This window comes from Bacillus sp. FSL K6-1012, assembly GCF_037964915.1.
In the GTDB taxonomy this organism is placed as follows: domain Bacteria; phylum Bacillota; class Bacilli; order Bacillales; family Bacillaceae; genus Bacillus; species Bacillus halotolerans.
Genome location: NZ_CP150175.1, coordinates 3,995,756 through 4,018,466 on the forward strand (window position 1 = coordinate 3,995,756; position 22,711 = coordinate 4,018,466).

A 22,711-nucleotide genomic window follows, 5' to 3' on the forward strand; every position below is an offset into this window, starting at 1 on the left:
TGCCTGCCTGCTGCTAGGTTCTATGAATTTTTTTACAAAATCCTGTCGAATGTAACAAAAAAAGACCGCATGAAAAAGCGGTCTTCTTTCTTACCGGAAATAACTGATCAATAATCCAATTGACAGCAGGAATCCGAAAAATGTATTGGTTTGCGCTGTAGATTTCATCGCCACAATCATATTCATCGGCAATTCTTTTTTGACGAAGCCTTTCACCGCCTGAACCGGCTTAGGCACGCTCAAAAAGACGACAAACAGCCATGGGCTTGCAGCTCCTGTAATGACCAAGCCGACAACCCAAATATACGCGACAGCAAAAGATGCAGCCAGCAGAGTGACAGCTCCTTTATGCCCCATCAGGATTGCCAATGTTTTGCGTCCGCCTTTTTTATCCTCTTCGATATCGCGAATGTTGTTCGACAGGTTAATCGCGCCGACAAGAACCGCAATCGGAATCGAAATCAAAATGCTTTGCATATTGATCTTATCTGTCTGAATAAAAAATGAAATCAGCACAAATACCGAACCCATGCAAATGCCTGAGAATAACTCACCGAACGGTGTATATGCAATTGGCAGAGGCCCGCCTGTATACAGGTAACCGATCGCCATTCCCACGAGGCCGATGACAGCCAGCCACCAGCTGCTGCTCATGCAAATATACACACCGAGCAAAATGGCAATGCCGTATGAAGCGAGAGCTAATTGCAGAATCGTTTTGGGCTTCATACCATGTCTGACAATTGCGCCGCCGATTCCGACAGATTCAGCTGTATCTAACCCGCGTTTAAAATCGTAGTATTCATTGAATAAGTTCGTCGCGATCTGGATCCATAAGCAAGAAAACAGCATAGCCAGAAACAGCAGCAAATCAACCTTCACATAAAACATCGCCAAAACTGTTCCGAGAAGCACAGGAACAAACGACGCCGTTAATGTATGCGGACGCGTTAATTGCCAAAGGATCTGCCCCATACTTTCTTTTTCCGGCGCTGTCTTACCCTCACCCTTATTTGTTTGGTTCATCTTCCTCTTCCTTTCTATTAAAAGGCTTACTTTATTTCAGCCGGCCACTTGATGAAACTTGCGTTTTGCTTCCTTATCTATCATAATGACTTCTCCACCATTTCACAAGATACCTTAAGCGGGCGTTTTCCTTCTTATTATACGCTTTCTGCCCTGATTTCATTAGAGTTCTGCCTGCGCCTTTACAAACAGGAGCGGAAAAATTTTTTTAAATCATTTACGCTTTTTAAAAGTTAAAAAGTTCTCTTCATAACATTTATTCTTTCCTTTATAATGAATCAGTCAGAGAAACTTCATTCATACTCTTTCAAAGATAAAAATTCACTTCTGAAGGCAGAAGCCGATATATAAATTTGAGGGATATTAGGGAAAATATGAAACTTTTTGCGCATCCGCTCGTCATATACTCATGTAATTGTCGAAAAAACGGGAAGGGAATTTGAATATGCTGCAATTGATGAAACAGCTGTATGAAAAACCCGCTGTCAAGTGGACATGTCATACAGGCTTTTATTTGTTGATACTGCTTGTTTTGTTTTTTATGTATGGTTTTCACACCGCGAATACCGGTTCTTATATTTATAACGATTTCTAATTGGAGAGAGAATAACAATGAAACTTTTAGATGCTATTCAAACACATGCGGAAGCTTATCCGCAAACCGAAGCCTTCCGCTCTCAAGGCCAGTCGCTCACATATCAGGAACTTTGGGCACTGTCTGACCGTGCGGCTGCCGCAATCAAAAAACGCGTTTCCGGAGAAAAGGGTTCTCCTGTTCTGGTGTACGGACATATGGAGCCGCACATGATTGTCTCCTTTTTAGGAAGCGTCAAGGCGGGACACCCTTATATCCCGGTTGACTTGTCCATTCCATCCGAGCGGATTGCGAAAATTATTGAAAGCTCGGGCGCCGAATTGCTGATTCATGTATCTGGTCTTCCTGTTGATATTGACAGCGGGCTGATTCAGACAGTTTCAGCGGAAGAACTGCTGGAAAACGAAGGCACTGTCAGCCGTGATCAATGGGTGACGGGACACGAAACGTATTATATTATTTACACTTCCGGAAGCACGGGCAATCCGAAAGGCGTGCAGATTTCAGCCGCGAACCTTCAAAGCTTCACAGACTGGATTTGCGCGGACTTCCCGATCAACGGAGGAAAAACGTTTTTAAACCAAGCGCCGTTTTCATTTGATTTATCCGTCATGGATCTTTATCCGTGCCTTCAGTCAGGCGGTACTTTACACTGCGTGACAAAGGACGCCGTGAATAAGCCGAAGATCTTATTCGAAGAGCTCAAAAAGTCCGGGCTGAATATATGGACATCAACGCCATCCTTTGTGCAAATGTGCCTGATGGACCCTGGATTTTCACAAGATCTGCTTCCTGAGGCGGACACATTTATGTTTTGCGGAGAGGTTCTCCCGGTTTCTGTAGCCGAAGCGCTGCTTGAGCGTTTCCCGAAAGCGAGAATCTTTAATACGTACGGTCCGACTGAGGCGACAGTCGCTGTTACGTCCGTTGAAATTACAAGTGACATCATCAGCCGGCACGAATCTCTGCCAGTCGGCTTCGCCAAACCGGATATGAACATTTTGATTATGGATGAACAGGGGAATCAGCTCCCGGATGGAGAAAAAGGCGAAATCGTCATTGCAGGCCCGAGTGTAAGCCGCGGCTATCTCGGTGAGCCTGAGCTGACAGATAAAGCATTCTTCTCTTATGAAGGCCAATGGGCATACCGAACTGGTGATGCTGGTTATACACAAGATGGTCAGATTTTCTGCCAAGGCCGCTTGGATTTCCAGATTAAACTTCACGGGTACCGGATGGAGCTGGAGGAAATTGAGTTTCATGTGAGACAGTCTCAGTACGTGCGCTCAGCTGTTGTGATTCCGTATCAGCCAAACGGAACTGTCGAATATCTGATAGCTGCAATTGTGCCTGAGGAGCACGAATTCCAGAAGGAGTTCCAGCTGACGAGTGCGATTAAAAAAGAGCTTGCCGCTTTCCTGCCTGCTTATATGATTCCGAGAAAGTTCATTTATCAGGATCACATTCAAATGACGGCTAACGGCAAAATTGACCGGAAACGCATCCGCGAAGAGGTTCTTGTATGACGCCTTACAGCTCGTTTTTATTCTTTATATTGCTTGGCATTCTTCTTCTGCCGACCATCATTCTCGGCTTGAACGGGAAAAGATTCCAGGCATACAACATGTTTATATCCATTCTTATATTGGCTCTGATTTTCTCGCATGACTTACACGGCGTCATCGCCCTGTGTCTGTTTACCATATGGCAGGTGCTCCTGATCAGCGGCTACCTGGCGTACCGGCAGAAAGCGAACAGCGGCTTTGTCTTTTGCTCGGCTGTTATCGCGTCTATTCTGCCTTTATTCTTGTCAAAAATATGGCCGTTTCTTTCTCATCCGCAGCCGCATCATACGCCGCATAACCTGATCAGCTTTTTAGGGATTTCGTATTTAACCTTTAAGGGCGTTCAGCTGATTATGGAAGCGAGAGACGGGCTGCTGAAGGAACAGCTTCCGCTTCACCGCCTGCTGTATTTCATCCTGTTTTTCCCGACGATTTCTTCCGGTCCGATTGACAGGTACCGCAGATTCGTCAAGGATGAGCAGAAGGCATGGACAAAAGAGGAATATGCCGATCTGCTGTATACGGGGATTCACAAGATATTCATTGGATTCCTTTACAAGTTCATTATCGGCTATGCGATCAACACGTATTTCATCATGAACCTTCCCGCGATCACGCACAATAAGATCCTCGGGAATCTGCTATATATGTACGGCTACAGCATGTATTTATTCTTTGATTTTGCCGGCTACACGATGTTTGCCGTCGGGGTCAGCTATATTATGGGGATTAAATCGCCGGAAAACTTTAATAAACCGTTTATCAGCAAAAATATTAAAGATTTCTGGAACCGCTGGCATATGTCTCTGTCATTTTGGTTCAGAGACTATGTATTTATGAGATTTGTATTTTGGATGACAAAGAAAAAGTGGATCAAAAACCGTATGGCCGTCTCAAACATCGGGTATTTCCTGCTGTTTATGCTGATGGGGGTTTGGCACGGCCTTGCGCCGCAATATATCATCTACGGGCTCTATCACGCCGTCCTGATGACGTGTTACAACTTTTTCGAGAAGTGGAATAAGAAATATAAATGGCTCCCGTCCAACCGCTGGACAACGATTCTCGCTATTGTGATCACGTTCCATTTTGTGTGCTTTGGGTTTTATATTTTCTCAGGAAAGCTATTTCATCACCATCATTAAAGGAGATTAGAAAACTATGGATTTTAAACAAGAGGTATTAGACGTTTTAGCAGAGGTTTGCCAGGATGACATCGTAAAGGAAAACCCTGATATTGAAATTTTTGAAGAAGGTTTGCTTGATTCTTTTGGAACAGTAGAATTGCTGCTTGCGATTGAAAACCGTTTTGATATTCTGGTGCCTATCACTGAATTCGACCGGGATGTATGGAATACGCCTAATCACATTGTAAACCAGCTGTCTGAGTTGAAATAATGAAAAAGCGTTTTTTCGGTCCAATTATTTTGGCGTTTATTCTATTCGCAGGCGCCATCGCAGTTCCATCTTCATGGCTGACTCGTTTTATTACCGATAAACGGGTTGAAGAGTCAGCAACAACCTTAAACCCGAGTATGTTTCAGGGGCTTTATTTACAAAATCAGATGCTCAATGATCCGAAATATCTACCGATTTACGGGTCTTCTGAGCTTTCCCGGCTGGATGAGTTCCACCCATCTAATTATTTTAAAGTAAACAATGAGGGATTTACGCCTTACCTTGTCGGCAAAGGCGGATCCCAGTCATTGATACACTCCTTAAACTTCGCTGCCCATATGGATCAGCTGAAGGGCAAAAAAATTGTTTTCATCGTTTCTCCGCAGTGGTTTATTAAGCGCGGGTCTGATGAACAGCATTTTGCGCCGAACTATTCCGCGCTTCAAGGGCTGGATTTGGCTTTTAACGAGCAGATCGACCCTGACGTGAAAAAGAAAATGATGAAGCGTATGCTGCGCTTCAAAGCTGTTCAAAACGATGCTGTACTTTCCGAGCTTTATAAGGCGATGGTGAATGGCCAGACATGGAAAGTGAACGCGCTGAAGCCGGCGGCAAAAGTATATTACAAGATGCTAGAAAAGAAAGACCTTTATTATTCAGCGACGGAAACCACAGGACCAAAGCGCTATATCTCACAATCCGTGAAGGATAAGTCATGGTCTGAATTAAATAAACTGGCCGATGAATCAGGCAAACGCCACTCCGGGTCTAACGATTTTCACATCGACAATCCTGTTTATAAAAAGCTGAAGCCGAAAGTGCCTAAGCTGAAAGGGAAAAACAAAGGCAGATCGTATGCGAAGTCACCGGAATACGGCGATTTTGAGCTGATGCTTCATATCCTGAAAGACGCGGGCGCAGAGCCTATGTTTGTCACCATCCCTGTTAACGGAAAATGGTATGACTACACAGGCTTCCCGAAAAAAGGGCGCACTGACTATTATGAAAAGGTCAATAAACAGATTAAAGCGAAGGGCTTCCAAGTCGCTGATTTTTCAGGTCATGAATATGACCCTTATTTTATGAAAGATACCATCCACATCGGCTGGAAAGGCTGGGTGTATGTGGATAAGGCAATTGATGAATTCTATAAAACCGGAAAGGTTACTTCATCGTGAGCATCTATTAGGACGCGGCTGCATATTTCCTGCTAAGATTTGAAATAGTAAAGGAATCACAGCCAGCTTGATAAGAGGTGTTACATCAATGAAGATGACAGGCAATACGGTTTTGATCACAGGCGGTTCAGCAGGCATCGGGCTTGAACTGGCCAAACGGCTGCTTGAGCTCGGGAATGAAGTGATCATTTGCGGACGCAGCGAAACACGTCTTGCAGAAGCAAAAAAACAGCTCCCAGCCCTCCATACAAAACAATGCGATGTCGCAGACCGCACGGAGCGTGAGGCATTGTTTGAATGGGCCCAGAAGGAATTTCCAAAGCTGAACGTTCTCGTTAACAATGCGGGCATTCAAAAGGAAATTGACTTTAAAAAAGGGACTGAGGAGCTCTTTGTGGACGGGGATGAAATAGAGCTGAATATCCAAGCGCCTGTCCATTTATCAGCTCTTTTTACGCCTCACTTGATGAATCAGCCGGAAGCGGCAATTGTTCAGGTAACGTCCGGGCTCGCGTTTAACCCGTTAGCTGTTTATCCGGTGTACTGTGCAACAAAAGCGGCGCTCCACTCCTTCTCACTCACGCTCAGATACCAGCTTCGTGATACAAGCGTTGAAGTGATCGAGATGGCGCCGCCTATGGTTGACACGGGATTAAATCAAAAATCACGCGATAAGCAAGGTCTGACGTACCGCGGCATTACACCTGAAGAATATGTTCAATATTTCTTAGACGGCTTAAAAGAAGGCAAACAAGAGATTACAAATGAACGTGTCGAAGGTCTGCGGAATGCGGTCCGTGCCGATTACGACAGAGTATTTGAACAAATGAATGCGCAGGAGAATTAATTTCTCCTGCTTTTTCTTATAAATTTTTTACAAATTTGAGCAAACCTATTGCGATTATTTGGTGAAGGTATACAATAGAATATAAAATATTTTCAAATAAGTTTGATAATATAAACAATTTAACAACAGGGAGATTGACCATGACTAAACAAACGATTCGAGTTGAATTAACATCAGCCAAAAAACCGAAACCAGATCCAAATCAGCTTTCTTTCGGAAGAGTGTTTACAGACCACATGTTTGTAATGGACTACGCATCTGATAAAGGCTGGTACGATCCGAGAATCATTCCTTATCAAGCCGTTTCAATGGACCCGGCCGCAATGGTATATCACTATGGCCAAACGGTGTTTGAAGGCTTAAAGGCTTACGTCTCAGAGGATGACCATGTTCTGCTTTTCAGACCGGAAAAAAATATGGAGCGCCTGAATAAATCAAATGACCGCATCTGTATTCCGCAAATTGATGAAGAACAGGTTCTTGAGGGTTTAAAACAGCTGATCGCTATTGATAAAGACTGGATTCCGAATGCGGAGGGCACGTCCCTTTACATCCGTCCATTCATTATCGCAACCGAACCTTTCCTTGGTGTCGCGGCATCTCATACGTATAAGCTCTTTATCATCCTTTCTCCGGTCGGCTCATATTACAAAGAAGGCATTAAGCCTGTCAAAATTGCTGTGGAAAGTGAATTTGTCCGTGCGGTAAAAGGCGGAACGGGAGATGCGAAAACCGCAGGAAACTACGCTTCAAGCTTAAAAGCGCAGCAGGTTGCAGAAGAGAAAGGATTTTCTCAGGTTCTCTGGCTGGACGGCATTGAGAAAAAATACATCGAAGAAGTCGGCAGCATGAACATCTTCTTTAAAATCAACGGTGAAATTGTGACACCGATGCTGAACGGCAGCATTCTGGAGGGCATCACGCGCAATTCCGTCATTACTTTGCTTAAGCATTGGGGGCTTCCGGTATCAGAACGAAGAATCGCCGTTGATGAAGTCATCCAAGCCCATAAAGACGGCGTTCTTGAAGAAGCCTTCGGAACGGGTACGGCGGCTGTTATTTCTCCAGTCGGCGAACTGATCTGGAATGACGAAACACTGATGATCAACAACGGTGAAACGGGAGAAATCTCTAAAAAGCTGTATGACACGATCACAGGCATTCAAAAGGGTACAGTTCCTGATGAATTTGGATGGACGACTGAAGTCGCAACGCTCACTGAAAGCAAATAAACAAAAAACCGGCCCAAAACGGGCCGGTTTTTTTATGCTTCAATTTTGTTAAAGAACTGCGGCAGATGTGCTTTGTGCGCCTCCAGCATTTCGTCTAAGATCTGTTTGGCCACTGTGTCGGATGGTACGAGAGGATTAATCGTCATGGCAAGCAGCGCTGTTTGATAGTCGCCTGTGACAGCCGCTTCCGCCGCGACACGCTCAAATGATTTGATTTGCTGGACGAGACCGCGGACAGATACTGGCAGATCGCCTACGGCGATTGGCTTAGGGCCGTTTTTCGTCATCACGCAGTTTACTTCAACAGCGGAATCATCTGGAATGCTTGCAATCGCACCGTTATTGACCGTGTTCACCGGCTGAATGTCGTGTTTATCATTGTAAATGGAGCTGATGAGGTTGCACGCTGCATCGCTGTAGTAAGCACCTCCGCGTTTTTCAAGCTGCGGCGGCTTGATCGCCAAATTTGGATCTTTATAAAGCTCGAACAGCTCTTGCTCTACCTTTTGCACTACTTCAGCACGGGTGCCTTCCGTTTGTGATGCTTCAAGCTCGTGCTCGAACATTTCTTTTGTTTTGAAATAGTAGCGGTGGTAGCCGCAAGGGATCATGTCGAGTGCTTTTAAGAATTCTGGCTCCCACTCAGCGCCGGAGATGTTTTTCATTGTCATTGCGTTTTTCGGGTCACCCATCGCTTCAATGACTTTATCCTTCACGCTGACGCCGTCTAAGAAGACGTCCATTCCGAACACCATATGATTCAATCCGGCAAATTGAACCTCTACCCGGTCAACATCTACATCGAGCGCTTTCGCTACGCCCATTTTGATGCCGATCGGGACATTGCAGAGACCGACGACTTTCTTCAGGTTGGAGTAGCGAAGCAAGGCCTCCGTCACCATACCTGCCGGATTTGTGAAATTGACGAGCCATGCGTTCGGACAAAGCTCCTCGATGTCCTTCGCAATCTCTAGGATGACCGGAATGGTGCGCAATCCTTTAAAGAGTCCTCCCGGGCCGTTCGTTTCCTGGCCGATGACGCCATATTTTAATGGAATGCGCTCATCCTTGGCTCTCGCCTGCAGCAGTCCGACCCGGAATTGAGTCGTCACAAAGTCTGCATCTTTCAGCGCTTCCCTCCTGTCCAAAGTGAGGTGAATGTCGATCGGGACACCGGCTTTTTCAACCATCCGCTTGGCGAGCGTGCCGACAATGTTCAATTTTTCCTCGCCTTCAGGAATATCAACGAGCCATAATTCACGTACAGGCAGCTCCTTGTACCGTTTGATTAAACCTTCCACAAGCTCCGGTGTATAGCTTGAGCCTCCGCCAATCGTTACAATTTTCAATCCTTTTGTCATATGCTTGCTCCCCCTTGCACGGTGATTTTTTCATATAGCTCAATGAATTCAGCCGCCAAATCCTTGACTGTCATGGCATTCATTAAATGATCCTGAGCGTGGACCATCAGCAGTGTCATTTCTGTTTTTTCTCCGCCTGCTTCACTTTGGATCAGTTCTGTCTGATAATGATGGGCTTTTGATAATTCATCCGCAGCTTCTTGAAGCTTACTCCGCGCCTCTTCGCTGTCGCCGTTTTTCGCGGCGGCGATCGCTTCCATTGCGGAGCTCCTTCCGTTTCCTCCGTGAAGAATGATTTGAAAAATAATTTGCTCCATTTTCTCATTCACGCGACTCACTCCTTTCTTTACAAAGCCGCCTCTTTGTCGTCTGAAACAGCAGGCGTATGGACGAGCTCTAATTCGTTTTCTTCTTTCAGCTTCTGTTTATCCCACATTCTGAAGAACGGGTAGTAGACAACAAAGGAAACGGCAATGTTAATGGCTTGCATGACCGCGCCTGATATTTTGCCTCCTGTCGCCAAGTAGCCTGAAAAGATCGGCGGCATGGTCCACGGGACTGCGATACCCGCAGGTTTGGCGACAAGTCCGGTGCTCATTCCGATGTATGTGAGTGTCAGTGTGATAAGCGGCGTGACGATAAACGGAATCAAGAGCATCGGGTTCATGACGATCGGCATTCCGAAAATGATCGGTTCGTTAATATTGAAGACCGCCGGGCCGATCGCAAGCTTTCCGAGCTGCTTCATTTGTTTGCTTCGGGCGCGAAGGAACATCGTGACAACCAGTGCAAGAGTGGCACCGCTTCCGCCGATATTGATCCAGATATCGAAAAATTGCTGGGTGAAAATCTTAGGCAACTCCTCACCGGCTTGGAACGCGATCCGGTTGGCATCCATGGCGCCGTACCAAATCGGTGCCATAACGCCGCCGACAATGTTGGCGCCGTGAAGACCGCAGGCCCATAAAAGCATTTTGACGGCTTCTGCGATAAGGCTGCCCCCGAGGCTTCCGCCAAGAATGGAGAGCGGCGTCCCCAGTAAAACGCTTACAATATTATGAAGGCTTTCAAATGGCGTCGCTTCAACAATCAGTCGGGCTGCCCAAATCAGGAAGATGACGGCAAAGCCGGGGATTAAAGCGACAAATGACTTGCTGACCGCCGGCGGAACACCATCCGGCATTTTAAAAACCATATTGCGCTGGATAATGAGACGGTAAATCTCTGTTGACACCATCGCGATAATCATGGCGACAAACAGGCCTTTACTTCCCATCAGCGAAAGCGGAATACCGCCGCTGACCATTATCTCTTTCGTCGAGCCATCCGGCGTAAACGGCACTTGATACGGTGTCGCTAAGAGGAAAGCCGCAAGGGAGATGGCACCAGCTGACAAAGCATCGACCCCATATTTCTCCGCCAGCCTGTAGGCGATGCCGAATGCGGCGACAAGCCCCATAATTTCAAAGGTGGCGTCAACCGGGTAAGCGAGCTTCTCAGACCAGGCGCTGCCGAACGTTTTTGCCATAAAATCGGCATATCCGGGAATCGGGAGGTTGCCTATGATGAGGAAAAAGGAGCCGATGATAATAAGCGGCATTGTTAAAATGATACCGTCACGGAGCGCCTGCAAATGACGCTGCCCCGCAATTCTTCCCGCTATAGGCATGACCTTCTCTTCTAACAACTGATTGACTTTATTCACATAGCCCGCCCCTCTCTATGACGCGTTTCCAAGCTGTTCAGCCGATTTCAGCACTTCCGCTCCGTTGCACGTCCCATAATGGACTGTGTTAATGACGTCTACCGGAACACCCTTTGATTCTCCTAGTTTTTTCAGCTGAGGAAGCATGTAACGGACTTGCGGGCCGAGGAGCAATACATCCGCTTTATCGATATGATTTTGTACAGAATCACCTGATACTGCCCAAATGGTATAGTCTTTTCCTTGTTCCTGCGCGCTTTTTTCCATCTTGCTGACGAGTAAGCTTGTTGACATGCCTGCTGCACAAACGAGTAATATATTCATGTAAAAGACCCCCTAAGAGTTTGATAGAATTTGTATGTCCTGCTGTTGATAACATCATATTATGAAATCGCTTTCATAAACACTCAAGGTTTTTCCGCAGGAAACGGAAAAAAGGTATATCCAGGCTGTCAGTTTATCGTTTTTTGTCAAACACATCGGAGAGCTCTTGGTACGTGCGGCTTTTTAACAGCTGGCTTACCGCTGCCGGATCATCCAAAATACTGCCGAGCAGTTTATACATGCTTTGCAAATCCGCTTTGTTTTCCTTTTCGACACAAAGCAGGCAAACAAATTGAACCCGTTTATTCTCCCAGTCTATCGGCTTTTTGAGCGTACAGACGGCCCAAAATGTCGTTTGCGTCTGCGGGACGAGCGGGTGCGGAATGGCCACGAGGTTGCCGAAGCACGTTGGCGACATCTCTTCTCTATCAAATATAGAATCTATGATTTCCTTATTCGCATAGCCGCCGTCCACTGCTTTCTGACCTAAAAATTGAATCACCTCTTCTTTCGAACGCAGATCCTTCTGGAAAAAAACGAGATCCTTTTTGAGATAGCTGACAGCTTTTTCTTTCTCATCATTCAGGATGGATTCTATTTTTGTAAAATCGGTTCCGCCTAAGATGGTGTTTACCTTTAGTACAGGCACAGGGAGTTCTTTTTTGATCGGAATGGTGCTGACCACAAAATCAATCGATTCATAAGACAACTGGTCAAGACTGTAATATTCAGCCGTGCCGAGAATATCGATCCGTTTGCCGAAGTGGGAGCGAAGTTTTTCCCTCAGAAGCTGGGCGCTTCCCGCACCTGACGCACAAACGATGATGCAGCGCTTCGGCGGGCTTTCTGTTTTCTTCCGTTCAATTGCGGCGCCGAAGTGCAGCGCTAAATAACCGACTTCATTTTCATGAATATCGATGCCCGTTTTTTCTTTTATGACGATTCCGGCGATGATTCCGGCCTCAAAGGCGAGAGGATAATTTTCTTTGATCGCTGCCAGCATCGGATTTCTCAGATTCATGCCATACCGGTTGCGGGTGACCGCGGGTTTTACATGCAGTGCCAAGCCAATTTTCAGCTCTTGATCATGCAGGATGCCGAGCTTTAATTCTCGGTCGACCGCTTCGATCATGGCGGCAGTCAGCCGATCTGTTTCTTCATCGATTGAAAATTCGCCTTCTCCGCACTGCGGCTGTGTCATTCGTTTCGTGCCGAGAAGATGCATGGCGATATAAGCCGTTTCATTTTCCGGAAACGTGACGCTAAGGGCTGATTCCAGTTCTTTCACAATTGCTTCAGCAGCCTGGTATTCTTTTTGATGCAGAATGTGATCCATATCTTCCGGGAAAAGAGAAACATAGTGTTCCGTTCTGATCCGCTTACAGGCGATGGCGATATGAATGATGAGGTTATTCAATCCAAGGTTAGACAGAGGAATCCGGTCGTTTTTAATCTTTCTCATAATCACAGAATGGATGATCTCAATTTCTTCCTTTGGCAAAATATCAGCCTTTTCATTCAGAAAATCAATTTCTGTTTCTCTTTCATCAACAATGTACTCCGCCATACAGTACCTCATCTGCACCTCGTCTCCGCGCAGCTTGAAGCCGTAATTCGGGCGTGTTTCCATGACAATGCGGTAAGGAAGCAGCCGTTTCTTCACTTCCTTTAAATCGGTTTGGAGTGTAGATTTTGAGATAAAAAGTTCTTCGGCCAGCTCATCCAGCTTGAGATAATGATCCGCCAGCAGCAGCCGTTTCATGAGATATGTAATCCTCTCCTCGGGAAATACCGGCAGCCCCTTTTTCTGCTGAAACACGTCTTGCAGCAGCGTTCTAAAGGTCTGCTCGTCATGAATGCGCAGCTTGTATCCCGAGCCTCTTACCGATTGAACCAAAGCGCCATGACCGCTTATCACATCTTGGAGTTCCTTTATATCATTGCGGACCGTCCGCGTCGTCACATGTAAATGTGCGGCAAATACCGAGCTTGTCACCGGAACTTCAGCCGCCATCAATAAGCGCAGAATTTCACGAAGTCGCCCATGCAGCATGAGAAAAACCTCCTATCAAGATAGATGCAGGAATTACATAAGTAGGCAGAAAGGACGTGGTGAAGGGAAAGCGAAATGTATATAAATTCTATAATGGGGGGAAATGCAAGTCAATGAACATCGGGAGGACAAGAGGGAAAACAGACCCATAAAAAAACAGCCGGGATCAGCCGACTGTTCGGGATGCGGACATGTTCTTTTGTTTAGACGCCTTGCGGTCCTTCATGATTTTTCGAACAACCGGGTAAATGACCGGCGCCCATTTGATAACGGTTTTGATCATTTTTTTCAAAGCTCCGATTCTCCCTTCTTTTTCTCAACCATTCCCCTGATTCTCCTTTGTTTAAACATGCTAACGCGACACGTACCTGTTTCCCGTCACCCAGAAACGCCACGGATAATCGCGTGCCTCTCCGCTGTTGTCGATGCCGATGCGCGGGCCGGTTGACATGTCTTCCGGTGTGTACCCGCTTTCAATGTAAAGCGGCTGTTCCGTGATCCAGCGTCCGTAGTCATTCATCGTGACGCCAAGCGCTTTCGTTAACTTTCCGGGACCATTTGTCCATTCTCTCGGACGCCGGCCCGGCCTTCTTTCCTCCATTAACAGCTGGCCTTCATGAGGCTCAATCGCCCTGATTAATACCGCTTGCGGAACGTCCTCTTCTGCGGCAACGACGTTCAGCAATGTATGGGTGTGCATCACATACGTATACACACGGCCAGCTTCACCAAACATAATCTCAGTCCGCTTCGTCCGGCGGTTGTTAAAGCTGTGGGCTGCTCTGTCCCCGGCTCCCATATAGGCCTCTGTTTCCACAATAAAACCTGAAGCTGTCCCTTCATCCGTTTCCTTTACCAAAAGACAGCCGAGAAGAGAAGGAGCCAGTTCTAGGGCCGTTTTTTGATAAAACGTGATGGGCAGCGGATTTCTTTTTCTGGTCACGAATGTCGTACTCTCCTTTTTTCGTTTTGGTAATTGTACCATTCCCGAAGCAGCTAAAAAAAAACTTCAGTTTTAAAATTCTTCCATTAAGGGAATATTGTTACCGTTCAAAAAGGAGGCTCAACCAATGAAAGATGATCATCAAACAGAGTATCACGGCACAAATGTCGAAGGCAGTGAGGATGCACTTTCTCATAAGACATCCGGGAAAAACGAGTCAGAGGATACCTTGACGAACAGACAGGGGCATCCTGTCACCGACAACCAGAATGTGAGGACGGTCGGGAACAGAGGGCCGACAACGCTGGAAAATTACGATTTTCTCGAAAAAATCAGCCACTTTGACAGGGAACGCATTCCCGAACGTGTTGTGCATGCCAGGGGTGCAGGCGCACACGGATATTTCGAAGCCTATGGCAGTTTTGGAGACGAGCCGATTTCAAAGTACACACGAGCGAAGCTTTTTCAGGAAAAAGGCAAGAAAACGCCGGCATTTGTCCGTTTTTCCACGGTGAATCACGGAAAACATTCACCTGAAACATTACGGGACCCGCGCGGTTTTGCCGTTAAGCTTTATACTGAAGACGGAAACTGGGATTTGGTCGGGAACAACCTGAAAATCTTTTTTATTCGCGATCCGCTGAAATTCCCGGATCTTGTACACGCGTTTCAGCCTGATCCGGTGACCAATATCCAAGATGGTGAACGTATTTTCGACTTCATTTCTCAATCTCCTGAAGCGACACATATGATCACATTCTTGTTTTCGCCTTGGGGCATTCCTGCCAACTACCGGCAGATGCAGGGTTCAGGCGTTCATGCCTACAAATGGGTGAATGAGGAAGGCAAGGCCGTTCTTGTAAAATACCATTTTGAACCGAAACAGGGCATCCGCAACCTGACACAGAAGGAAGCAGAAAAGATTCAGGGGAAAAACTTCAACCACGCGACACAGGATTTGTATGAAGCGATTGAAAACGGCGATTATCCGGAGTGGGAGGTGTATGCCCAAATCATGAGTGATGACGAGCATCCGGAGCTCGACTTTGATCCGCTTGATCCGACTAAGCTGTGGTATAAAGAGGACTTCCCGTGGAAGCCGATCGGCAAATTAGTGTTAAACAAAAACCCTGAGAATTACCATTCTGAAGTAGAACAGGCTTCATTCGGCACAGGGGTCCTTGTCGACGGGCTTGATTTTTCTGATGACAAATTGCTTCAAGGCCGGACGTTTTCCTATTCCGATACGCAGCGGTACAGAGTTGGCGCAAACTACCTGCAGCTGCCAATCAACTCACCGAAAAAACACGTCGCGACCAACCAGCAAGGGGGGCAAATGCAATACCGCGTGGATATCGGCGAAGGTCAAAATCCGCATGTCAACTATGAACCGTCGATTATGGGCGGGCTGAAGGAAGCGAAGCAAGATGGTAAAGACCACACCCCGCATGTCGAAGGTAACCTGAAGCGGGAAGCGATCGACAGAACGAACAATTTCGGACAAGCCGGTGAAACGTACCGGAGATTTACTGAGTTTGAGCGCACTGAACTCATCACAAATCTGGTCAATACGCTTTCAACCTGCAGAAAAGAAATTCAGGAGCAAATGATTGAGAATTTCACAAAAGCCGATCCGGACTACGGAAAACGCGTGGCGGAAGGGCTGAAAAAGGCTTCAGAAAATAACAGCAACGGACCGATCGGCACGACAGAAACGGCTCAAGCCGCCGAGCAAGCCGAACAGGAAAGCCATCCGTCTGATCCGTATTAACACCAAAAACAGGACTTTTTGAAGTCCTGTTTTTTCATTTCTCTATTGAAACGTTTCCACAAATTGTGTTGTACTGGAAGGAAAGAGGTGGTGAGAGCATGGAAATTCAGCAGCCGCTGATTCCTCAGCAAAAAACAATCGGCACTTTAGATCACGCCGTTTTCTTATGCATGGTATTTTGTTTTTGGTTTTCGGGCTATATTTACGTTCCTGTTTTCAGCCTGTATTTGGAGGATCTGCACTTTTCATACGGAGCGATCGGCATGATTCTCGGAAGCTACGGGGTGACCCAAATCCTGCTGCGGTTCCCGCTTGGGCTTCTGTCAGAAATTCTATTTTCTCTGCGCAAGCCATTGTTAATCGCCGGCTTTGGATGTTCCATTCTCAGCAGCGTGCTTTTTCTTGCGTTTGATTCTTTTTTCTTCGTCCTGACCGCCCGGCTTCTCGCGGGGATTACAGCATCCATGTGGGTGATGGCGACGATTCTATACGCTCATTATTTCAAAGATGGCAGTGCCTCAAAAGCAATGGGCATCATGCAGTTTTTCACCGTCATGCCTCAGTTTGTCAGCATTGTGTTCTGCGGGCTTGCAGCAGCGCATTTAGGCAGGCAGGTTCCGTTTTGGATGGCACTGGCTGCCTCGTGCATCGGCCTTGTGATATGCTGCTTTATTAAAGATCCGTCGATTTTTCCCGCTAATCACAAGACGGTCCGTATGCCGCAATACATCAAAGACACATTGCGGCTGCCGAAGCTGAAGATTTTCACGATTCTATCTATGACTGCACATGCCGTGCTATTTATGACGGTGTTTGGTTTTACGCCGCTTTACACGAACCAGCTCGGAATGGGAGACATCGAACTGCTTTGGGTGATGACCGCCTTTTTTCTCCCTCATGCAGCGGCTACCCTGAGCTTTTTGTTTTTGCGTTTTACCGGAAGAATCGCCTATGGCACCATGCTGATCTGTTTTGCTGTCATTGGAGTCTGTTTGATGTTCGTTCCTTTTTCAGCTTCATTGCTCACAGTTTGCATGACCCATGCTTTCATCGGTCTGGCGCTTGGCTTTGTGTTTCCCCTATTGTTAAGCCGGGTCGTCGATATCAGCTCAGCGCGTTTAAAAATGTCAGCCATGGGATTTTATCAATCGTTTTATGCGCTGGGCATCTTTACCGGCCCCCTTCTCGCCGGAAAAATCGCACAGATTTTCGGTTTGGCCGAGGTATTTTATGGAGCCGGATTGATGGCATTGGCCGCTTTGATGATGATGCTGGCCACAAAGCGAAAACTGATCAGTTAATAGCTTTCATACCGGCGGAAGCGCCACACAGAAAAAACGGCCAGAAGCATGATGCACAGAATGGAGAATGTGAGCGACCATCCGAAAAAGTCCGCCCGCTCTCCATGAAGCAGAATATGCTCCGCCTGCTTGCAAAGCTCAGCCGGCAGCCATTTCGCACCATCAGGAAAAAGCGAGACAGCAAAGGAAACGGCAGCCGTCAGCCCAATTCCGGCTGCCGCGGCTGCTCCGAGAGACCGAAACATCGTGCTTCCGGCAAGCCCTGCAGTAACAATAAACATCATCCAAAGAGAGTAGAGCCCAAGGCTTGCTGCAAAGCGGCTGAACGATGCGTGCTCAAACAATATCCGGACGTAATAATAAGCAAGTCCGTACCCAGCTGCAAACGACGCGATCCCGATCATGCTTTGTGTGATCCATTTGTTCAATATATACTGGGCTGCCGTCACTGGCCGCGACATAATCAGAGCCGTTACACCTTGATTTCTTTCATTCGCCACACTGCCCATGACACTGAAGATGATCAGCGCCATGCCAAGCGTGTTAAATTGGGAAAGCGTGCTCACCATCACCTCAGATCCGGAAGGCATGGTAAAACTGATTTTCATACCGTCTGGAAGGTTCCCCCCATGCGCAATGATTTCCGGCATATAATAAATGGTCAGCGGCTGCGTCAGCCCCACGATCATCATCGCAATGGGCAGCCAGATCAGCTTTCCGCTTCTCCAGCCTTCCAGCCATTCCTTTTGTAATAGCGTCATCATGACATTCATGCGTGCACCACCTTAAGATAGACGTCTTCGAGAGACTCTGTTTTCTGTTCAAAACGGGTGACTGTCAATCCCATTTGGATACAATCACTCAGCAATATCCTGCCAGAGCCTGTATCGCTTAGCTCAAAAACAGCTTGGGACGGATTCATATAGACAACATCGGATATATAAGGCTTCTCTTCAAGCCAGCCCTTCAGTTTCTCTTTCACAGTAAGAGTGAAAACATTCGTTTGATGCTGTTCTTTGAGCTGCTGTAAAGCGCCTTTCCATGAAATCTCGCCGCTTTTCATGATCACGACTTGATCACACACCTGCTCCGCATCGTGCAAAACATGAGTAGAAAACAGAACAGCCATATGTTTTTTCAGCTCCCTCATCATATCCAGCACCTCGATACGCCCTGAAGGGTCCAGGGCAGAAACCGGTTCATCCAAAATCAAAAGCTTCGGTTTATGAAGCAGAGCCTGAGCCAGACCGAGCCTTTGTTTCATGCCGCCAGAATAACCGCCGATTCTTTTGTTTGCCGCGTCCTGCAAACCGACAAACTCCAGCATTTCGCCTATTTTCTCTTGGCATTTTTTCTTTGAAAGGCCAGACAGTCTCCCGGCAAAGGTTAAAAATTCATTTGCCGTCATCCATGAATAAAAAGCCGGGTACTGCGGAAGGTAGCCGATCATACTGCGATCTGCCTTTTTCTCCCCGTACAGCTTGATCGTCCCGGAGGTGGGTGACAGCAGTCCGGACAGCATTTGAAGCGTTGTGGTTTTACCAGCCCCATTCGGTCCTAATAGAGCGACACACTCGTTCTCCTTGACTTGAAAGCTGACATTCCGTACAGCTTGATGATGCCGGTATGATTTGCATAATGACTCAATAGATAGCATGCTCGCTCACCTTTGCTTTCTGCCGACGGTAAAAAATAAAATCGGCCCAATAATATTGATGCATATAATCACTGCTGCCCACATCCATTTCGGCCCGTTTGTCCGCTCTTCTTTCACACAGCTGATCAGGGCAAACACTGCCAGCACGGCCTGTAACACAATCAGCGGTACAATCATTTCCCAAGAAATATTCATTAGCTGATCCTCCTATTTTTTCGGTCAGGCCTTATCACAAAAAAGTAATAGCAAATCAGAGGCATCGGCGCTTGAATCAGTCCGACAATTCCCCACACCCATGCCAGACGATCCCGTTTTTTCGCATCAATGAATAAAAAGATTCCCTGTGCCAATACAATCAGATAAGCAAACACAAAAATCGTCAAATCTGTTTGGGACATCAGTGTTTCACCTCACGTTCGCCAAGGTATCGTTTTTTCTCAGCTGCAATCAAAATCGGCAGGACAGCCAGCGCACAGACCTGAAGCACGACAAAAGCAGCGGGAACTTGAGTAAATGCCAGAGTCGCCGCGCTTACCACTACTAGTGCAGAGAACACAAATAAGATAACTTCTTTCAGCACGCTTTTTCTTCGTTCGGCTTTCATTTGTGACAGCTGATCAAGCAATTCTTTTTGACTCGGTATATTCGGGTTGGCGCATTGGTCAATTTTCTGCAATTCCGATTTTAAATGAACAGATCGCTTTTCTTTATTCATCAGTCCACTCCTTTCTGATTTGCTGGAGCCCTTTATGGACTCTGGACTTTACCGTGCCTTCTTTGATATGCAGCATCATTCCGATATCAGCATAGGTATAGCCGTAATAGTGCCTTAATAAAACGGGCGTGCGCAGCTTCGGGTCAAGCTGAGAAAAGAGATCAAGCGTCTCGCTCCACTCAGAGCCTTTCGTTGACACGTCCCACTTGATCTTGCGTATCGTTTCCTCTGTAACAGCCTGATTTCGTTTCCATTCTCTCTTTCTCTTTTTCTGGTGATCAAGGTAGAGTCTTGACGCGATAGAGATCAGCCAAGTGGAGAATTTGGATCGGCCTTGAAAACTCCCCAGATGGACGTATCCTTTCAGAAAGGTTTCCTGAACTAGATCCTCGCTAACGTCAGGGTGAAGGGAAAGCTTTAACAAGTATTTATATAGAAAAGAATAATAATGCTGAAAAAGGGCTGTAAACGCCTCGTCGCTTCCCTCTTTCGCCTGCTGAATCAATTGCTGTTCTTCATTTGTATCCAACGGCCGCGATCCCCCCTTTTTTTGTTATCTTGCCTTATGAGACGACACCGGATTCCAGAGCGTTCAACTTTTTTATAATTCTTTTGATCTATTGACTTCACTGGCCTCTCATCAGTTTTCGTGAACATCTAAATTTGTAAAGCGAAGTACAGTCTGTTAAGCTATGTTTTTATGTCTATTTCAAAATTTCATTATATATGGAGGACGATGCATTGAAAGTAGAAAGGCGAACGATTGAATATATTCCGAATGAAGAAAGACATGGTAAAGCAAAAGATTTATTTCCCGTATGGTTCGGGGCCAATATGCATATCACCACGTTAGTGACCGGTACTCTTCCCGTTGCAATGGGACTTAATCTGTTTTGGAGTGTTGCCGCTATTATTTGCGGAACCTTAATTGGTGCCATATTTATGGCTTCTCATTCCGCGCAAGGACCCCAGCTCGGCATCCCGCAAATGATTCAAAGCCGTGCCCAATTCGGCGTAATCGGAGCGATTCTTCCCCTCTTCTTAGTCATGTTTATCTACCTTGGTTTCTTCGCAAGCAGTACAATTCTGGCGGCCGGGACCTTAAGCAGCTTTGTTCCCATCCCGGGATCATGGAGCATTATAGGCTTAAGCGCCGCATGTTTTTTACTCACCATTTTCGGTCATGATTTGATTCACAAAATGCAAAAAATCCTTTCTTGGACCTCTTTTGCCGTATTTTTTGCTGCAACGATACTCATTTTCCAATTACCGATTCCGGCAGGCAGCTGGATGCCCGGGACGGTCGACTTGCCCGTTTTCTTGGTGGCAGTCAGCGCCGTAGCAACTTGGCAGCTTGCCTATGCGCCTTATGTCGCCGATTATTCCAGATATCTGCCAATTAAAACACCGGCGTCCCAAACGTTTTGGTACAGCTATGCAGGAACATCTGTCAGCTCCATCTGGATGATGCTGCTCGGCGCGCTGCTGACCACGGCACTTCCTGATTTTACGACAAACTCAGGGACCCAGATTGTGCAATTGTTCGGTCCCTTCTCGTTCATTATGCTGATCATTGTTTTATTTGGCCAGATGGCGATTAATGTCTTTAACTTGTATGGAGCTTTTATGTCCACGACGACTACGCTTGAGCCGTTTCTGAAATTAAAAGTCACACCGAAAATCAGAATCATCATGATCCTTGGCGTCACCGTCGTCGGAACATTCCTAAGCCTTCTCGGGCAAAGTAATTTTATGGAGCTGTTTTTGAATTTTATCTTTTTTATCAGTTATTTCTTAATTCCATGGACGGCGATCAATTTAGTGGATTACTACTTCGTCCGCCACGGGAACTATGAGGTCAAAGCGATGTTTGATGTCAACGGGCCATATGGAAGAGTCAATTGGATCACAACGATTGCTTTCATTCTGTCCATCTTGTTAGAAATTCCGTTTATCAATACATCCTTTTACATCGGGCCATTGGCAAAAATGTTTGGCGGCGGGGATATCGCCTGGATTATCGGCTTAGCCGTGCCTTCTGTACTATATTATGTACTCATGAAACCGCGACTGAAAAAACGAGCGGGCTATCAAGAAAAGCTGTCTTCCCTATGAAGACAGCTTTTTTCATTCAAATCGTTTCCACACACGAGGCAACATGTCAGAGAGCTCGTGGGCGAACAGCGTATGGGCAGAGTGTTCGTCAGTCCAAAGCTCGGCGCATGCACCGTGCAAGTATACGGCATTTAATACGGCATGTTTCGGGTCTTTGTGGCAGCAAAGCATGCCCAATATCATTCCCGTCAGTGTGTCGCCGGTTCCGCCTTTGGCGAGTGCCCCGTTTCCGGTCGGATTGCTCCAGCAGTCGCCATCGGGAAACGCGATGATGGTTTGATTTCCTTTTAACACGATCACCGTTTGCAGCTGAACCGCCCACTCCTTGGCATATTCTTCTCTTTTATTTTGCAAGTCTTTCACCGGAACCCCTGTCATTCGGGAAAACTCACCTGGATGCGGCGTAAGGATGACGGGCGCCTTCCGTTTCGGATACGTGCGCTTTGTCAGCGCCCCGGCATCCAAAATAACGGGGCAATCCTTCTCAAGGACTTGATCAACGGCCTGCTGCACCCTCTCTGTTTGCGGAAGCCCCGAACCGATCGCAATTGCCCGGTACGTCTCTTTAAGGCGAGAGCCCGCCGCTTTTTCCCAGCCGTCACGCCAATACGTGGCCTCCGGCAGAACCGGAACGATCAGCGGGATCACGCTTTCAGACGTGCCGATGACAAGCTTGCCGAGACCGCTCCGCATGGCACCAAGCCCGGCTAAAAGCGCAGCGCCCGGCATGTCGTCGCTTCCCGCCAGCAGCAAAGCCGTACCGTACGTACCTTTATGGCTCGCTGCATCTCTTTCAGGGAGCGCAGCCCTTACATGCTCTTCCGTCCAAATCGGAACATTCATATCCATACCTCCTCTTATTTCTCTTCTTATTTTTCCTGCACTACTTCCTTTTCAAACAAAAAAGACAGCCCCAGAGGCTGTC

Annotated in this window: 25 protein-coding genes; 10 read left to right on the forward strand and 15 right to left on the reverse strand. The window is 46.8% G+C overall.

Annotation, left to right across the window (positions count from 1 at the left end; translation table 11 throughout):
- Positions 1 to 90 precede the first annotated feature (90 nt).
- Entirely contained in the window at positions 91 to 1,026 is a 936-nt protein-coding gene (locus NSS75_RS20705) for a 1,4-dihydroxy-2-naphthoate polyprenyltransferase (RefSeq protein WP_339234804.1), read from the reverse strand.
- A gap of 445 nt (positions 1,027 to 1,471) precedes the next feature.
- On the opposite strand from NSS75_RS20705, the gene NSS75_RS20710 reads away from it, so the two are divergent.
- From NSS75_RS20710 to NSS75_RS20740, 7 genes are all read left to right on the forward strand, one after another.
- Entirely contained in the window at positions 1,472 to 1,621 is a 150-nt protein-coding gene (locus NSS75_RS20710; protein WP_010332387.1) for a teichoic acid D-Ala incorporation-associated protein DltX, read from the forward strand.
- A gap of 17 nt (positions 1,622 to 1,638) precedes the next feature.
- Positions 1,639 to 3,147 (forward strand): D-alanine--poly(phosphoribitol) ligase subunit DltA, encoded by a 1,509-nt coding sequence (dltA, locus tag NSS75_RS20715; RefSeq protein WP_101859761.1) that lies wholly within the window; start codon positions 1,639 to 1,641, stop codon positions 3,145 to 3,147.
- Entirely contained in the window at positions 3,144 to 4,331 is a 1,188-nt protein-coding gene (gene dltB, locus NSS75_RS20720; RefSeq protein ID WP_024123328.1) for a D-alanyl-lipoteichoic acid biosynthesis protein DltB, read from the forward strand. The genes dltA and dltB overlap by 4 nt, the downstream gene beginning before the upstream one ends.
- Positions 4,332 to 4,347: 16 nt before the next feature.
- Positions 4,348 to 4,584: a D-alanine--poly(phosphoribitol) ligase subunit DltC gene (dltC, locus tag NSS75_RS20725; RefSeq protein WP_024123329.1), complete on the forward strand. Its 237-nt coding sequence runs from the start codon at positions 4,348 to 4,350 to the stop codon at positions 4,582 to 4,584.
- Entirely contained in the window at positions 4,584 to 5,762 is a 1,179-nt protein-coding gene (gene dltD / locus NSS75_RS20730) for a D-alanyl-lipoteichoic acid biosynthesis protein DltD (RefSeq protein ID WP_339234810.1), read from the forward strand. The genes dltC and dltD overlap by 1 nt, the downstream gene beginning before the upstream one ends.
- Before the next feature lie 88 nt (positions 5,763 to 5,850).
- A complete protein-coding gene (locus tag NSS75_RS20735) occupies positions 5,851 to 6,609 on the forward strand; it encodes an SDR family oxidoreductase (protein ID WP_316961148.1) in 759 nt (252 codons plus the stop codon).
- A 140-nt stretch (positions 6,610 to 6,749) separates the two neighbouring features.
- A complete protein-coding gene (locus NSS75_RS20740; RefSeq protein ID WP_339234817.1) occupies positions 6,750 to 7,841 on the forward strand; it encodes a branched-chain amino acid aminotransferase in 1,092 nt (363 codons plus the stop codon).
- Between the two features lie 32 nt (positions 7,842 to 7,873).
- On the opposite strand, the gene licH is transcribed toward NSS75_RS20740, so the two are convergent.
- From licH to NSS75_RS20775, 7 genes are all read right to left on the reverse strand, one after another.
- Positions 7,874 to 9,202 (reverse strand): 6-phospho-beta-glucosidase LicH, encoded by a 1,329-nt coding sequence (gene licH, locus NSS75_RS20745; RefSeq protein ID WP_044159985.1) that lies wholly within the window; start codon positions 9,200 to 9,202, stop codon positions 7,874 to 7,876.
- Positions 9,199 to 9,531: a PTS lichenan transporter subunit IIA gene (gene licA, locus NSS75_RS20750; protein WP_024123334.1), complete on the reverse strand. Its 333-nt coding sequence runs from the start codon at positions 9,529 to 9,531 to the stop codon at positions 9,199 to 9,201. Before licA ends, licH begins: the two co-directional genes overlap by 4 nt.
- Positions 9,532 to 9,548: 17 nt before the next feature.
- Positions 9,549 to 10,907: a PTS lichenan transporter subunit IIC gene (gene licC / locus NSS75_RS20755; RefSeq protein ID WP_268496469.1), complete on the reverse strand. Its 1,359-nt coding sequence runs from the start codon at positions 10,905 to 10,907 to the stop codon at positions 9,549 to 9,551.
- Between the two features lie 15 nt (positions 10,908 to 10,922).
- Complete coding sequence (gene licB, locus NSS75_RS20760) at positions 10,923 to 11,231, reverse strand: PTS lichenan transporter subunit IIB (RefSeq protein WP_024123336.1); 309 nt, start codon at positions 11,229 to 11,231, stop codon at positions 10,923 to 10,925.
- A 133-nt stretch (positions 11,232 to 11,364) separates the two neighbouring features.
- Complete coding sequence (gene licR / locus NSS75_RS20765) at positions 11,365 to 13,284, reverse strand: transcriptional regulator LicR (protein WP_101859757.1); 1,920 nt, start codon at positions 13,282 to 13,284, stop codon at positions 11,365 to 11,367.
- Positions 13,285 to 13,450: 166 nt separating this feature from the next.
- Entirely contained in the window at positions 13,451 to 13,567 is a 117-nt protein-coding gene (locus NSS75_RS20770) for a hypothetical protein (protein WP_339237713.1), read from the reverse strand.
- 69 nt (positions 13,568 to 13,636) lie between these two features.
- Positions 13,637 to 14,227, reverse strand: a complete 591-nt coding sequence (locus NSS75_RS20775; protein WP_101859756.1) for a DNA-3-methyladenine glycosylase — start codon at positions 14,225 to 14,227, stop codon at positions 13,637 to 13,639.
- A 127-nt stretch (positions 14,228 to 14,354) separates the two neighbouring features.
- Between NSS75_RS20775 and katX the strand changes: the two genes are divergently transcribed.
- Both katX and NSS75_RS20785 read left to right on the forward strand, forming a co-directional pair.
- A complete protein-coding gene (gene katX / locus NSS75_RS20780; RefSeq protein WP_339234828.1) occupies positions 14,355 to 15,998 on the forward strand; it encodes a catalase KatX in 1,644 nt (547 codons plus the stop codon).
- A 98-nt stretch (positions 15,999 to 16,096) separates the two neighbouring features.
- The gene (locus NSS75_RS20785; protein ID WP_339234831.1) at positions 16,097 to 17,299 is read left to right on the forward strand and encodes an MFS transporter; all 1,203 of its coding nucleotides are present in this window, start codon (positions 16,097 to 16,099) and stop codon (positions 17,297 to 17,299) included.
- Here NSS75_RS20785 and NSS75_RS20790 read toward each other — a convergent pair.
- The 6 genes from NSS75_RS20790 to sigY are packed head-to-tail and all read right to left on the reverse strand — an operon-like array spanning position 17,296 to position 20,200.
- A complete protein-coding gene (locus NSS75_RS20790) occupies positions 17,296 to 18,072 on the reverse strand; it encodes an ABC transporter permease subunit (protein ID WP_024123342.1) in 777 nt (258 codons plus the stop codon). The two genes, NSS75_RS20785 and NSS75_RS20790, sit on opposite strands and share 4 nt — an antisense overlap.
- Entirely contained in the window at positions 18,069 to 18,956 is an 888-nt protein-coding gene (locus NSS75_RS20795; protein WP_103672466.1) for an ABC transporter ATP-binding protein, read from the reverse strand. Before NSS75_RS20795 ends, NSS75_RS20790 begins: the two co-directional genes overlap by 4 nt.
- 6 nt (positions 18,957 to 18,962) lie before the next feature.
- Positions 18,963 to 19,151 (reverse strand): sigma Y negative regulator YxlE, encoded by a 189-nt coding sequence (gene yxlE / locus NSS75_RS20800; protein WP_024123344.1) that lies wholly within the window; start codon positions 19,149 to 19,151, stop codon positions 18,963 to 18,965.
- The gene (gene yxlD, locus NSS75_RS20805; RefSeq protein WP_059292240.1) at positions 19,151 to 19,354 is read right to left on the reverse strand and encodes a sigma Y negative regulator YxlD; all 204 of its coding nucleotides are present in this window, start codon (positions 19,352 to 19,354) and stop codon (positions 19,151 to 19,153) included. Before yxlD ends, yxlE begins: the two co-directional genes overlap by 1 nt.
- Positions 19,354 to 19,671 (reverse strand): YxlC family protein, encoded by a 318-nt coding sequence (locus NSS75_RS20810; RefSeq protein ID WP_103672465.1) that lies wholly within the window; start codon positions 19,669 to 19,671, stop codon positions 19,354 to 19,356. The genes yxlD and NSS75_RS20810 overlap by 1 nt, the downstream gene beginning before the upstream one ends.
- On the reverse strand, positions 19,664 to 20,200 hold the full coding sequence (sigY, locus tag NSS75_RS20815; RefSeq protein ID WP_095712702.1) for an RNA polymerase sigma factor SigY: 537 nt from the start codon (positions 20,198 to 20,200) through the stop codon (positions 19,664 to 19,666). Before sigY ends, NSS75_RS20810 begins: the two co-directional genes overlap by 8 nt.
- A gap of 212 nt (positions 20,201 to 20,412) precedes the next feature.
- On the opposite strand from sigY, the gene NSS75_RS20820 reads away from it, so the two are divergent.
- On the forward strand, positions 20,413 to 21,786 hold the full coding sequence (locus tag NSS75_RS20820; protein ID WP_339234838.1) for a cytosine permease: 1,374 nt from the start codon (positions 20,413 to 20,415) through the stop codon (positions 21,784 to 21,786).
- Between the two features lie 12 nt (positions 21,787 to 21,798).
- Here the strand turns inward: NSS75_RS20820 and NSS75_RS20825 are convergent, their stop codons facing one another.
- A complete protein-coding gene (locus NSS75_RS20825; protein ID WP_339234842.1) occupies positions 21,799 to 22,629 on the reverse strand; it encodes an NAD(P)H-hydrate dehydratase in 831 nt (276 codons plus the stop codon).
- Between the last annotated feature and the right edge of the window lie 82 nt (positions 22,630 to 22,711).

Bases quoted from the DNA above. Each gene is read 5' to 3' on its own strand.
- NSS75_RS20790 (WP_024123342.1), bottom strand. From the start codon at position 18,072: ATGAATGTCATGATGACGCTATTACAAAAGGAATGGCTGGAAGGCTGG.
- NSS75_RS20785 (WP_339234831.1), top strand. From the start codon at position 16,097: ATGGAAATTCAGCAGCCGCTGATTCCTCAGCAAAAAACAATCGGCACT.
- NSS75_RS20770 (WP_339237713.1), bottom strand. From the start codon at position 13,567: ATGATCAAAACCGTTATCAAATGGGCGCCGGTCATTTACCCGGTTGTT.
- licH (WP_044159985.1), bottom strand. From the start codon at position 9,202: ATGACAAAAGGATTGAAAATTGTAACGATTGGCGGAGGCTCAAGCTAT.
- NSS75_RS20705 (WP_339234804.1), bottom strand. From the start codon at position 1,026: ATGAACCAAACAAATAAGGGTGAGGGTAAGACAGCGCCGGAAAAAGAA.
- yxlD (WP_059292240.1), bottom strand. From the start codon at position 19,354: ATGTCCCAAACAGATTTGACGATTTTTGTGTTTGCTTATCTGATTGTA.
- NSS75_RS20810 (WP_103672465.1), bottom strand. From the start codon at position 19,671: ATGAATAAAGAAAAGCGATCTGTTCATTTAAAATCGGAATTGCAGAAA.
- NSS75_RS20735 (WP_316961148.1), top strand. From the start codon at position 5,851: ATGAAGATGACAGGCAATACGGTTTTGATCACAGGCGGTTCAGCAGGC.
- NSS75_RS20710 (WP_010332387.1), top strand. From the start codon at position 1,472: ATGCTGCAATTGATGAAACAGCTGTATGAAAAACCCGCTGTCAAGTGG.
- yxlE (WP_024123344.1), bottom strand. From the start codon at position 19,151: ATGAATATTTCTTGGGAAATGATTGTACCGCTGATTGTGTTACAGGCC.
- licR (WP_101859757.1), bottom strand. From the start codon at position 13,284: ATGCTGCATGGGCGACTTCGTGAAATTCTGCGCTTATTGATGGCGGCT.
- NSS75_RS20825 (WP_339234842.1), bottom strand. From the start codon at position 22,629: ATGAATGTTCCGATTTGGACGGAAGAGCATGTAAGGGCTGCGCTCCCT.
- licB (WP_024123336.1), bottom strand. From the start codon at position 11,231: ATGAATATATTACTCGTTTGTGCAGCAGGCATGTCAACAAGCTTACTC.
- dltD (WP_339234810.1), top strand. From the start codon at position 4,584: ATGAAAAAGCGTTTTTTCGGTCCAATTATTTTGGCGTTTATTCTATTC.
- NSS75_RS20795 (WP_103672466.1), bottom strand. From the start codon at position 18,956: ATGCTATCTATTGAGTCATTATGCAAATCATACCGGCATCATCAAGCT.
- dltC (WP_024123329.1), top strand. From the start codon at position 4,348: ATGGATTTTAAACAAGAGGTATTAGACGTTTTAGCAGAGGTTTGCCAG.
- dltB (WP_024123328.1), top strand. From the start codon at position 3,144: ATGACGCCTTACAGCTCGTTTTTATTCTTTATATTGCTTGGCATTCTT.
- katX (WP_339234828.1), top strand. From the start codon at position 14,355: ATGAAAGATGATCATCAAACAGAGTATCACGGCACAAATGTCGAAGGC.
- dltA (WP_101859761.1), top strand. From the start codon at position 1,639: ATGAAACTTTTAGATGCTATTCAAACACATGCGGAAGCTTATCCGCAA.
- NSS75_RS20740 (WP_339234817.1), top strand. From the start codon at position 6,750: ATGACTAAACAAACGATTCGAGTTGAATTAACATCAGCCAAAAAACCG.